This window comes from Streptomyces sp. NPDC015220 (assembly GCF_043079345.1).
GTDB lineage: Bacteria > Actinomycetota > Actinomycetes > Streptomycetales > Streptomycetaceae > Streptomyces.
Window position 1 is genome coordinate 413,429 of sequence record NZ_JBIBUK010000001.1, and the last position, 12,124, is coordinate 425,552.

Genomic DNA, 12,124 nt, shown 5'->3' on the forward strand with positions numbered 1-12,124 from the left:
GCTTCGTGGCCGGACGCCGGCGGCGACCGTACCGTCATCGAAACGCTTTCAGCAAGGGTCTTGAAATTCATAGCAAGGACTTTCACGAACCGGCGGCGGCACGGCACTTGAGACGTGCGCACGCCCCGCGCCCGGACGGCGACCGGAGCGCGGGACGCACTCCCGGCCCACCGCGCCCCCACCCGGCCGCCCCCCTCGACCCGGCGCCGGAACCGGCGTCGCGCCGGTCCGGACGGCGCCGCGTCCCCCGCCACGCCGACGCCGGGCCGGGCACACCGCCGCGGCGGCCGGCCGCTCGCGTTCGCCTCGTCACCGAAGGGGTCCGTCCGGCCCCGGGGCGGCTATGGTGCGGTTCAGTCAGTGAGCGCCGGGCGACGGATATCGACACCCGCCGGTAACGGAAACGTCACGCTTGCGGGATCTTGCGGAAATTTTCTTGCAACATCTTTCGCAAGGGATTGCAGCCTTGCTACGTTCCTCCCGCGCCCGGCGGCCGTCGAACAGGGACAGACGGCACCCGCGGTCCTCCCAAGGGATGATCCGGGCACCCTCACCTAGGAGTTCATATGCGACGTGGCATAGCGCTCGCCGCCGCGGTCACCGTGGTCGCCCTCACCGCCTCGGCCTGCGGGGGCTCGGACAGCGACTCGTCCAGCAAGCCGAAGGACCCCAAGGACATCTCCGGGACGATCACGTACTGGGACACCTCCGACGCGGCGACCGAGGCTCCGACGTACAAGGCCCTGGTCAAGCAGTTCGAGGCCAAGTACCCGAAGATCAAGGTGAACTTCCAGAGCGTCCCCTTCACCGACGTCGAGCAGAAGTTCAAGTCGGCCGCCAAGAGCGGCAAGGGCGCGCCGGACGTCGTGCGCACCGACGTGGGTCTGATGGCCGAGTACGCCTCCCTGGGCTACATCGCCCCGCTCGACGGCACCGCTGCGCTGAAGGACACCTCGGACTTCAACGCCACTCCGCTGAACACCGCCAAGTACAACGGCAAGACCTACGGCGTGCCGTCGGTCACCGACACCCTGGGCCTGCTGTACAACAAGAAGCTCCTCAAGAAGGCCGGCATCGCCAAGCCGCCGGCCACCTGGGACGAGTTCGTCGCCGACTCGAAGACCATCAAGCAGAAGACCGGGGCGTTCGGGACCTATGTGAACCCCGACTCCTACTTCCTGCTCCCGCTGCTCTACAGCAACGGCGCGGACCTGGCCGACCCGAGCGGCAAGAAGGTCACGATCAGCAACGCGGCCGCCGTCACGGCGCTCACCACCGCGAAGAAGATCAGCGACGAGGCCTCGATGAAGGTCGACTTCGCGAACGCCTACCAGAACATGCAGACCGCGTTCAAGAACGGCAAGGTCGCCATGCTGATCCAGGGTCCCTGGTCGGTCAGCGACGACCTGACCGGCTCGGCCTTCAAGAACGACGAGGCCAACCTCGGCTACGCCAACGTCCCGGCCGGCGCCGGCGGCAAGGCGCAGGCCCCGACCGGCGGCCACAACCTCGCGGTCTACCAGGGCTCCCGCAACCTCGACGCCAGCTACCTGTTCACGCAGTTCATGACGTCCACGGAGAGCCAGGTCACCATCGCCAAGGCGACCGGCACCCTGCCGACCCGCAAGTCGGCCTACACCACCGAGGTCACCGCCAACTCCAAGATCGCGGGCTTCAAGCCGATCCTGGAGCAGACCGCCCGGCCGCGCGTGGCCCTGCCGCAGGTCGGTTCGCTGTTCACCCCGCTGCAGCAGAACTACGTGAAGATCCTCCAGGGCGACGAGTCGGTCAAGAACGGCCTCGACACCACCGCCAAGGAGTTCCAGAAGCTCCTGCCCGGCTACACCATCGGCTGACCCGGCGGCCGGCAGTAGCCGAACGGTAACCGAAGGACACGCAGCCCCGGGGACGACTTCCCCGCTGCCGCCCCTACCGGGGCTCCCCCGGGGCTGCGGAACCACCCGACTTCGTCCGCGAAAGAGCCGATGAGTATGACGACCGCAGCGAGTACCGGAAAAACGAACAAGACAGCGCGCGGTGACCGGTCCCCGCGCCCCGCACGCGTCTCGGCGCTCAGGCGTTCCTGGGACAAGTACTGGTACGCCTGGGCCATGGTGGCCCCGGTCGCCATCGTCATCACCGTACTGGTCCTGTATCCGCTGGGCTACGGCTTCTACCAGTCGCTGACCAACGCCAACGAGTCGAACGTCGCCACCACCATCGGCGCCTTCCACCGCCCGGCGACGTACGACTTCGTCGGCCTCGACAACTACTGGCACGTCCTGTCGGGCGCGGACGGCGACTTCTACCCGCGACTGGTGTGGACGATCCTCTGGACGGTGTCCTGCGTCGTGCTCCAGGTCGGCCTCGGCATGGCGCTCGCGGTGCTGCTCAACCGCGAGATGCGGCTGCGGGGCTTCTACCGCGGCATGCTGATCCTGCCCTGGGCCGTCCCGTCGTTCATCGGCGTCTTCGCCTGGCGGCTGATGCTCAACTCCCAGTACGGCGTCTTCAACGACATCATCACGGCGTTCGGCCTGCCGGCGCAGAACTGGCTCGGCACCCCGCTGGCCCAGAAGATCGCCGTCATCATGGTCAACGTCTGGATCGGCATCCCGTTCAACATGGTCGCGCTGCTCGGCGGGCTCCAGTCGATCCCGAAGGAGCTCTACGAGGCCGCCGAGATGGACGGCGCCTCGCCCTGGCAGCGCTTCGTCAACGTGACGCTGCCCGGCCTGAAGCCGGTGTCGAACACGGTGGTCCTGCTGGGCTGCATCTGGACGTTCAACATGTTCAACGTCATCTACCTGCTGCTGGGCAACAACACCACCGGTGACACCGACATCCTCGTCACCTTCGCCTTCCACAAGGCCTTCAACGGGATCTCGGACTACGCGGGAGCGGCGACCTACGGCATCATCATCCTCGCTCTCCTGCTGGCCTTCTCGACCTTCTACCGCCGCAACACCCTGAAGTCCGAGCAGGCGTAAGGAGCCATCGTCATGACCGCAGCAACGCACGAGACGGGCGCCGTCACGCCCGCCGCCCCCGCGCGTCCCGTGCCCGCCGCCACGCGCCCCCGCAAGGTGCGCGGCCGCGAGCAGCGCAGCCCGTGGGCCTCCGTCGCCCTGCACTGCACGCTGATCCTCGCCACCGTGATCGCGGCCTTCCCCGTGGTGTGGATCCTGTTCATCTCGCTGGGCCCGAAGAACGCCTGGCAGCAGCCGAGCGAGGTGCTGAAGCACCTCAGCCTGCACAACTACAGCGACGTACTGGCCCATTCGGACCTGGCGAAGTGGTTCCTGAACACCGTCATCGTGGCGGGCGGCACCACGCTGCTGGGCGTCTTCCTGGCGTCCACCGCGGGCTACGCCGTGTCCCGGATGAAGTTCCCGGGCAGCCGGCAGCTGATGTGGACGTTCCTGGTCACCCAGATGTTCCCCAGTATCGTACTGATCGTGCCGTTGTACCTGCTGATGTCCGAGTTGCACCTGCTCGACAACTACCTCGGGCTGATCCTGGCGTACGCGACCACGGCGGTGCCGTTCTGCGCCTGGATGATGAAGGGCTACTTCGACACCATCCCCAAGGAGATAGACGAGGCGGGCCGGGTGGACGGCCTCACCCCGATCGGCACGTTCTGGCGGCTGATCGTGCCGCTGGCCCGGCCGGGCCTGGCGGTGACCGCGTTCTACAGCTTCCTCACCGCCTGGGGCGAGGTCGCGTACGCGACGCAGTTCATGCAGTCCGACCACTACACGCTCGCCGTCGGCATCCGCACCTTCGCCCAGGACCAGCGCCCCGACTGGGCGTGGACCTCGGCCACCGCGATCATCATCACCATTCCGGCGGCCATCGTGTTCATGCTGGTGCAGCGCAGCCTGGTCTCCGGTCTGACGGCCGGCGGCACCAAGTCCTGAGCGCCGGCCCGAGCGGCCGGCCGGAGACCCCGGCCGGCCCCGCCCACACAGCAAGCGCTTCCGTCTCTCCCCCCGCACCCTTAAGGGAACCCATGACCCAGCACGTCACCGACACAGTCCCCACCGAAGCTGCCGCCGCCGCCTCCGGGCGCCGGGAGTGGTGGCGCGACGCGGTCATCTACCAGGTCTACCCGCGCAGTTTCGCCGACGGCAACGGCGACGGCATGGGCGACCTGCCCGGCATCCGCGCGCGACTGCCGTACCTGAGGAAGCTCGGTGTCGACGCCGTCTGGCTGTCCCCGTTCTACGCCTCCCCGCAGGCCGACGCCGGCTACGACGTCGCCGACTACCGGGCCATCGATCCGATGTTCGGCACCCTCACGGACGCCGACGACCTGGTCCGCGACGCCCACGCGCTGGGCCTCAGGGTCATCGTCGACGTGGTCCCCAACCACTGCTCCGACCAGCACGAGTGGTTCAAGCAGGCGCTGCGCGAGGGCCCCGGCTCACCGCTGCGCGAGCGCTTCCACTTCCGTCCCGGCAAGGGCGTTGACGGCGAACTGCCGCCCAACGACTGGGAGTCCATCTTCGGCGGGCCGGCCTGGACCCGGGTGGCAGACGGCGAGTGGTACCTTCACCTGTTCGCGCCCGAGCAGCCCGACTTCAACTGGGACCACCCGGCCGTGCACGACGAGTTCCGCTCCATCCTGCGGTTCTGGCTGGACCTGGGCATCGACGGCTTCCGCATCGACGTGGCGCACGGCCTGGTCAAGGCGGCCGGCCTGCCCGACATCGGCCACGACGAGCAGGTCAAGCTGCTCGGCACGCAGGCCGTGCCGTACTTCGACCAGGACGGCGTGCACGAGATCTACCGCAGCTGGCGGCGCATCCTCGACGAGTACACCGGCGAGAGGATCGCGGTGGCCGAGGCGTGGACGCCCACCGTGGAGCGCAGCGCCCTGTACCTGCGCCCCGACGAGCTCCACCAGGCCTTCAACTTCTCGTACCTGACCACCGGGTGGAACGCGCCCGACCTGCGCGACGTCATCGACCGCTCGCTGCAGGCCATGAACGCCGTGCACGCGCCGGCCACCTGGGTGCTGTCCAACCACGACGTCGTACGGCACTCCACGCGCCTGGCGGAAGGGGACGAGGCACGGGGTCTGCGCCGGGCCCGGGCGGCGACCCTGCTGATGCTGGCCCTGCCCGGCTCGGCCTACCTCTACCAGGGCGAGGAGCTCGGCCTGCCCGAGGTCGTGGACCTGCCCGACGAGGTGCGTCAGGACCCGGCGTTCTTCCGTTCCTCCGGCCAGGACGGCACCCGCGACGGCTGCCGGGTGCCGCTGCCGTGGTCCGGCCAGGCCGCTCCGTTCGGCTTCGGTCCCGTCGAGGGCGGCCCGAGCTGGCTGCCACAGCCCGCCGACTGGAAGCACCTGACCGTCGAGGCGCAGGAGGGCGACCCGACCTCGACGCTGGAGTTCTACCGCAGCGCCCTGGCCGTCCGCCGCGAGCACCCGGCGCTGGGCGCCGGCCGCCAGATCAGCTGGCTGGACGCTCCCGAGGGCGTGCTGGTCTTCCGCCGCGACACCGACGAGGGCTCCTTCGTCTGCACGGTCAACCTCACCGGCACGGCCGTCACGCTGGCCACTCCCGGCACCGTGCTGCTCTCCAGCGCCGACTTCGAAGCGGGCGCCGAGACCACCGAACTGCCCGGGGACACCGCCGTCTGGTGGGCAGTCTGACATGCAACCGGTACAGTCCACTCCTGTGACCACACGGCTTGCCGACATCGCTGCCCAGGCGGGGGTGAGCGAAGCGACCGTCAGCCGGGTCCTCAACGGGAAACCGGGCGTCGCCGCCACCACCCGCCAGTCCGTGCTGGCAGCCCTCGACGTCCTGGGCTACGAGCGCCCGGTACGGCTGCGCCAGCGCAGCGAGGGCCTGGTGGGCCTGATCACCCCGGAGCTGGAGAACCCGATATTCCCGGCGCTGGCCCAGGTCATCGGCCAGGCCCTGACCAGACAGGGCTACACGCCGGTGCTCGCCACCCAGACCCCCGGCGGGTCCACGGAGGACGAGCTGACCGAGATGCTGGTGGACCGCGGGGTCGCGGGCATCATCTACGTCTCCGGCCTGCACGCGGACACCACGGCCGACATGGAGCGCTACGAGCGGCTGCGTGCCCAGGGCGTGCCGTTCGTCCTGGTCGACGGCTTCTCCCCGAAGGTGCAGGCGCCGTTCATCTCGCCCGACGACCGGGCGGCCATGACCCTCGCGGTCACCCACCTGGTCTCCCTGGGCCACACCCGCGTCGGCCTGGCCCTCGGCCCGAAGCGCTTCGTGCCGGTGCAGCGCAAGATCGAGGGCTTCGTCCGGGCGGTGCAGGACCAGCTGGGCCTGGCTCCGGACGTCGTGGAGGCGGAGCTCGTCCAGCACTCCCTGTACACCCTGGAGGGCGGCCAGGCCGCCGCCACGGCGCTCATAGAGCGCGACTGCACGGCCATCGTCTGCGCCAGCGACATGATGGCGCTCGGCGCGATACGCGCGGCCCGGCAGCGCGGCCTGGAGGTCCCCCGGGACTTCTCCGTCGTCGGCTTCGACGACTCCCCGCTGATCGCCTTCACCGACCCGCCCCTGACCACGGTCCGCAAGCCGGTGCCGGCCATGGGTCAGGCGGCGGTGCGCACGCTCCTGGAGGAGATCGGCGGGACCCCCGCACCGCACAGCGAGTTCGTGTTCATGCCGGAACTGGTGGTGCGCGGCTCGACGGCGTCGGCCCCGGGAGACCGCAACCGCTAGTGGGGGCCTGTCCTCCGGACCGCTCCGGACTCGCTCGCCGGGCCGGGCGCCACACCCTGGTCCGGCCTCGCCGCGACGAGGGCCCCCGGCCCGTCGCCGAGGCGCGGACGCAGCCGGGCCGGGGGAGGATCGACGGAAGACGGCGTCTCTTCTGGCAGACTCTGCGCCCATGGGTGATACGTCCGGAATGCGACCGGCAGGCCCCGGAACGGGGGTCCTTCCGCGCCCGGTCGGGGATGCCGGACGCCGCGTCCCGGTAGCGCGGCCGCGCGCCCCGCGCCGGCCCCGGCTGTGGTTCGAGGTCCTGCTGATCGGCGTGAGCTACTGGGCCTACGCGCTGATCCGCAACGCGGTCCCGGAACAGCGGGCCGAGGCCCTGCGCAACGCCGACCGGGTCTGGCACACCGAGCACCGGCTGGGCATCGCCGTCGAGCGTTCGGTCAACCATGTCGCCGACTCGGTGAATTGGCTGATCGTCGGCATGAACTACTACTACGCGACACTGCACTTCGTGGCCACCGTGGGTGTCCTGGTGTGGCTCTACCGCAGCCATCCCGGCCGCTACGCGGCGGCCCGCCTGACCCTCTTCGCGACCACGGGCGTGGCCCTGCTCGGCTACCACCTGTATCCCCTGGCCCCGCCGCGCCTGATGACCGGCGGCCACTTCGTCGACACCGTCCAGGCCCACCGCACCTGGGGTTCCATGGCCTCCGGCGACCTCAAGCACATGTCCAACCAGTACGCCGCGATGCCCTCGATGCACATCGGCTGGTCCCTGTGGTGCGGCCTGACCGTCCTCACCCTCACCACGATCCCGTGGGCCCGCGTCCTCGCCGCCCTCTACCCCGCCGCCACCCTCCTCGTCGTCGTCGCCACCGCCAACCACTTCTGGCTGGACGCGGTGGGCGGCGCCCTGTGCCTGGCCTTCGGCCTCACGGTGGCCCGGACCTGGTACGGGGCCCTGCCCCAGGCCCTCCCCCGGGCGGCCCTGCGGCCGGCGAGAGCGTAGCCCCGCACACCGCCGACGCGGCACGGCGGACGAGGACGGCGACGGCAACGGCAACGGCAACGGCAACGGCAACGGCAACGGCAACGGCAACGGCAACGGCAACGGCAACGAGACGCTACGCCCCGTAGAAAAGCTCCTCCACCACTCCCCGGGCGAGCCGGGCGGTCCGCCGGTAGGCGTCCAGCATGTCGCCCACGTGCCCCGGCCCGTACCCCAGGTACCGCCCCACCGCGGCCAGCTCGCGCGGCTCGGTGGGGAACGTGTCGCCCGCCCGTCCCCGCACGAGCATCACGGCGTTGCGCACCCGGCTCGCCAGCACCCACGCCTCGTCGAGCGTCGAGGCGTCCTCCTGCGACACCAGCCCGGCCGCCCGCGCCGCGGCCAGCGCCTCCCGCGTCCGGGTGGTCCGCAGCCCCGCTTCGTCCGCCCCGTGCCGCAATTGCAGCAACTGCACGGTCCACTCCACGTCGGAGAGCCCGCCCGGCCCCAGTTTGGTGTGCAGCTTGGGGTCGGCCCCGCGCGGCAGCCGCTCGGCCTCCATCCGCGCCTTCAGCCGCCGGATCTCCCGCACCGCGTCCTCGCCGAGCCCGCCCCGCGGGTACCGCAGCGGATCGACCAGCTCGATGAACCGCCGCCCCAGGTCCGCGTCCCCGGCCACCGGCTCGGCCCGCAGCAGCGCCTGCGACTCCCACACCAGCGACCACCGCCGGTAGTAGGCCCCGTACGAGGTGAGCGTGCGCACCAGCGGCCCGGACTTGCCCTCGGGCCGGAGATCCGCGTCGACCAGCAGCGGCGGATCCGCGCTCGGCACCTGGAGCAGCCGCCGCATCTCGGCGACGACCCGGCCGGCCGCCTGACCCGCCTCCCGCTCGTCCACGCCCTCCCGCGGCTCGTGCACGAACAGCACGTCCGCGTCCGAGCCGTAGCCCAGCTCGTGCCCCCCGAACCGCCCCATGCCGATGATCGCGAACCGGGTGGGCAGCGTGTCGCCCCACCCCTCGCGCACGACCGCCCGCAGCGTGCCCGCCAGCGTCGCCGCCGTCAGGTCCGACACCGCGCCGCCCACCCGGTCCACGAGCGCGCCCTGGTCGGCCTCGGCGGACTGGGCCTCGGTGCCGTAGGAGCCGACGATGTCGGCGGCGGCGGTACGGAACAGCTCCCTCCTGCGCACCCCTCGCGCGGCGGTGACGCCCTGCTCGGCGCTCTCGGCCCGCCCGACGGCGGCGAGGATCTCCTGCTCCAGCTGGGCCCGTCCACGCGGTCCGAGGCCGCCACCGTCCCCGCGCCCGTCGCCGAGCAGCGCGACCGCCTCGGGCGCCCGCATCAGCAGGTCGGGGGCGAGCCGGCCGGCCGACAGCACCCGGGCGAGGTTCTCGGCGGCGGCGCCCTCGTCGCGCAGCAGCCGCAGGTACCAGGGGGTCTTGCCGAGCGCGTCGGAGACCTTGCGGAAGTTGAGCAGCCCGGCGTCCGGGTCGGCGGAGTCGGCGAACCAGCCGAGCAGCACGGGCAGCAGCGTCCGCTGGATGGCGGCCTTGCGGGTGACGCCCGACGCGAGCGCCTCCAGGTGCCGCAGCGCCGCCGCGGGATCGGCGTACCCGAGCGCGACCAGCCGCTCCCTGGCCGCCTCGGGGCTCAACCGGGCCTCGCCCGGAGCAAGTTGGGCGACCGCGTCGAGCAGCGGCCGGTAGAACAGCTTCTCGTGCAGCCGCCGTACGACGCTGGTGTGCCGCTTCCACTCGCGGGTGAGCTCGGTGACCGGATCACCGCGCATCCCCAGGGAGCGTCCGAGGCGGCGCAGGTCGGTCTCGTCCTCGGGCAGGAGATGGGTGCGGCGCAGCCGGTAGAGCTGGATGCGGTGTTCCATGACGCGCAGGAACCGGTACGCCTCGTCGAGCTGCACGGCGTCCACGCGGCCGACGTAGCCGCCCGCGGCGAGGGCCTGCAACGCGTCGAGCGTGGTCCCGCTGCGCAGCGAGGCGTCGGCCCGCCCGTGCACCAGTTGCAGCAGCTGCACGGCGAACTCGACGTCGCGCAGTCCGCCGGGCCCGAGCTTCAGTTCGCGCTCGACCTCGGCGACCGGGATGTTCTCCACGACCCGGCGGCGCATCTTCTGCACGTCCGCGACGAAGTTGTCCCGTTCGGCGGCCTGCCAGACCAGCGGGGCGAGCGCGTCGACGTACTGCGCGCCGAGCCCGGCGTCCCCCGCCACCGGCCGGGCCTTGAGCAGCGCCTGGAACTCCCAGGTCTTGGCCCACCGCTGGTAGTAGGCGACATGGCTGCTGAGGGTGCGCACCAGCGGCCCGTTGCGCCCTTCGGGCCGCAGATTGGCGTCGACGGGCCAGATGCTGCCCTCGACGGTGGTCTCGGAGCAGATCCGCATCAGGTGCGAGGCGAGCCGGGTGGCGGCCCGCAGCGCCCCGGTCTCGTCGCCGCCGTCCTCGGCGGGCTCGCCGACGAAGATGACGTCGACGTCGGAGACGTAGTTCAGCTCGTGGCCGCCGCACTTGCCCATCGCGATCACGGCGAGCCGGCACAGCGCGGCGTCCTCGGGCGCGGCGGCGCGGGCGATGCGGAGCGCGGCGCGCAGGGTGGCGGTGGCCAGGTCGGCGAGTTCGGCGGCGGTCTCGGCGACGCCGGTGGTGCCGCACACGTCGCGGGCGGCGATGGACAGCAGGCAGCGCCGGTAGGCGACGCGCAGGGAGACCGGGTCGTCGGCCGCCGCCAGCCCGCGCTCGAACTCCTCCACCCCCGGGTGCAGGTCCCGCGGCTCGTAGGTGACGAGGGCGTGCCAGTCAGCGGCGTGCCGGGCGAGGTGGTCGCCGAGCGCCGCGGACGCGCCGAGCACCCCGAGCAGCCGGTCGCGCAGCGGTTTGGCCGCTATCAGGGTGTCGAGCAGCTCCCGCCGGGCGGTCGGCGCGGGCTGCGCCTCCAGGAGCCGGACCAGTCCGAGCAGCGCCAGGTCCGGATCGGCGGTCGCGCCCAGCGCCTCCAGCAGCACCGGGTCGTTCCGCACCGGGGCGAGTTCCGGACTGTCCAGCAGCCGCTCGGCGGCCGAGGCATCGGTGAAGCCGTGCCGCAGCAGCCGTGTGAAGGTACTGCTCCTGCGCCCCGGCGCCGTCATCCCGGCCTCCCGTCGGATCAAGGTCGTCCTGGCCAGAGCCTAGCCGCAGTGTCCCGCCGCGGCTGCGGGGCGTGGCGGGGCCGTGACCGTCCGGCCCCCGGAGACCGGACGGCCGCCCCGGGGCGGGCGGACACTTGACCCAGGCCGACACCCGCGAGCGGGCGGGACGCCGGACCGGGCGGGCGCGCGCCCCGGGCCGCCCCCGAGCCGAGGCCGCCCCCGACCTCAAGCGAGTCCGAGCCGGGCCCGGAGCCGGGACCCGGCGGCAGCAGTTCACCTGGTCTTCATCCGCCGGGCCGGGCGTGGTGGGCCGGGACTCCCTTGGCGTGTGCATGCTCTCCCCGCACCGCCGTCCCGCTCTCCCCACCGGAGGTTGATGTGTCCGGCAGTTCCGGCAAGTCAGTGCTGCGCCGCGGCCGTACCGCCCTGGCGTCCGCCGTCGCCCTGGCAGCCGCCGCCGTCGGTCTGTGGACCGGCCTCGGCTCCTCGTCCGCGCAGGCCGCGACCGGGGTGCCGACCCCGGACCACGTGGTCGTCGTGGTCTTCGAGAACCACGCCTACAGCCAGGTGATCGGCTCCTCCAGCGCCCCGTACATCAACTCGCTGAAGTCCGGCGGCGCCAACCTCGCCCAGGCCTACGCCGAGACCCACCCCAGCCAGCCGAACTACTTCGCCCTCTTCTCCGGCTCCACCCAGGGCATCACCGACGACAGCTGCTACACCCCCGGCTTCTCCTCGGCCCCGAACCTCGCCTCCGAGCAGCTCGCCGCCGGCCGCACCTGGGCCAGCTACAACGAGACGCTGCCCAGCCAGGGCTCCACCACGTGCAGCAGCGGCAAGTACGCCCGCAAGCACAACCCGTGGTTCGGCTTCAGCAACGTACCGACCTCGTCCGCGAAGACCTTCACGCAGTTCCCGACGGACTACTCGACGCTGCCGCAGCTCTCCTTCGTGGTCCCGAACCTGTGCAGCGACATGCACGACTGCTCGGTGTCGACCGGCGACACCTGGCTGAAGAACAACCTCGGCGCGTACGCGACCTGGGCCAAGACCCACAACAGCCTCCTCGTCGTCACCTTCGACGAGGACGACAAGCTCAGCGGCAACCGCATCCCCACCGTCCTGTACGGCCAGCCGGTCACCCCCGGGTCGTCCAGCTCCACCACCTACAACCACTACGACCTGCTGCGCACCCTGGAGGACACCCAGGGCCTGACCTCCCACGCGGGCAACGCGGCCAACGCCAAGGACATCACCGGCGTCTGGGCGTCCTGA

The 12,124-nt window shown here is 71.5% G+C and carries 8 protein-coding genes; 7 read left to right on the top strand and 1 reads right to left on the bottom strand.

The features are described 5' to 3' along the window. Positions 1-566: 566 nt before the first annotated feature. From ACF061_RS02165 to ACF061_RS02190, 6 genes are all read left to right on the top strand, one after another. Positions 567-1,856 carry an extracellular solute-binding protein gene (locus tag ACF061_RS02165; protein WP_392264864.1) on the top strand — a complete coding sequence of 430 codons (1,290 nt, stop codon included), beginning with the start codon at positions 567-569 and terminating at the stop codon, positions 1,854-1,856. A 129-nt stretch (positions 1,857-1,985) separates the two neighbouring features. After that, the gene (locus ACF061_RS02170) at positions 1,986-2,990 is read left to right on the top strand and encodes a carbohydrate ABC transporter permease (RefSeq protein ID WP_392264865.1); all 1,005 of its coding nucleotides are present in this window, start codon (positions 1,986-1,988) and stop codon (positions 2,988-2,990) included. A 12-nt stretch (positions 2,991-3,002) separates the two neighbouring features. Further along, the gene (locus ACF061_RS02175) at positions 3,003-3,920 is read left to right on the top strand and encodes a sugar ABC transporter permease (protein WP_392264866.1); all 918 of its coding nucleotides are present in this window, start codon (positions 3,003-3,005) and stop codon (positions 3,918-3,920) included. A 92-nt stretch (positions 3,921-4,012) separates the two neighbouring features. After that, positions 4,013-5,662, top strand: a complete 1,650-nt coding sequence (locus ACF061_RS02180) for a glycoside hydrolase family 13 protein (RefSeq protein WP_392264867.1) — start codon at positions 4,013-4,015, stop codon at positions 5,660-5,662. 25 nt (positions 5,663-5,687) lie between these two features. Continuing rightward, entirely contained in the window at positions 5,688-6,719 is a 1,032-nt protein-coding gene (locus ACF061_RS02185) for a LacI family DNA-binding transcriptional regulator (protein WP_392264868.1), read from the top strand. Positions 6,720-6,888: 169 nt separating this feature from the next. After that, entirely contained in the window at positions 6,889-7,728 is an 840-nt protein-coding gene (locus ACF061_RS02190) for a phosphatase PAP2 family protein (RefSeq protein WP_392264869.1), read from the top strand. 115 nt (positions 7,729-7,843) lie between these two features. Here ACF061_RS02190 and ACF061_RS02195 read toward each other — a convergent pair whose 3' ends face one another. Then, positions 7,844-10,849, bottom strand: coding sequence for a bifunctional [glutamine synthetase] adenylyltransferase/[glutamine synthetase]-adenylyl-L-tyrosine phosphorylase (locus ACF061_RS02195; protein WP_392264870.1), 3,006 nt, complete (start codon positions 10,847-10,849; stop codon positions 7,844-7,846). A gap of 402 nt (positions 10,850-11,251) precedes the next feature. On the opposite strand from ACF061_RS02195, the gene ACF061_RS02200 reads away from it, so the two are divergent. Then, on the top strand, positions 11,252-12,124 hold the full coding sequence (locus tag ACF061_RS02200) for an alkaline phosphatase family protein (protein WP_392265373.1): 873 nt from the start codon (positions 11,252-11,254) through the stop codon (positions 12,122-12,124).

What these genes read in the sequence shown, in the direction of transcription:
- ACF061_RS02165 (WP_392264864.1), top strand. Translation starts at nt 567, where the DNA reads ATGCGACGTGGCATAGCGCTCGCCGCCGCGGTCACCGTGGTCGCCCTC.
- ACF061_RS02170 (WP_392264865.1), top strand. Translation starts at nt 1,986, where the DNA reads ATGAGTATGACGACCGCAGCGAGTACCGGAAAAACGAACAAGACAGCG.
- ACF061_RS02175 (WP_392264866.1), top strand. Translation starts at nt 3,003, where the DNA reads ATGACCGCAGCAACGCACGAGACGGGCGCCGTCACGCCCGCCGCCCCC.
- ACF061_RS02180 (WP_392264867.1), top strand. Translation starts at nt 4,013, where the DNA reads ATGACCCAGCACGTCACCGACACAGTCCCCACCGAAGCTGCCGCCGCC.
- ACF061_RS02190 (WP_392264869.1), top strand. Translation starts at nt 6,889, where the DNA reads ATGGGTGATACGTCCGGAATGCGACCGGCAGGCCCCGGAACGGGGGTC.
- ACF061_RS02195 (WP_392264870.1), bottom strand. Translation starts at nt 10,849, where the DNA reads ATGACGGCGCCGGGGCGCAGGAGCAGTACCTTCACACGGCTGCTGCGG.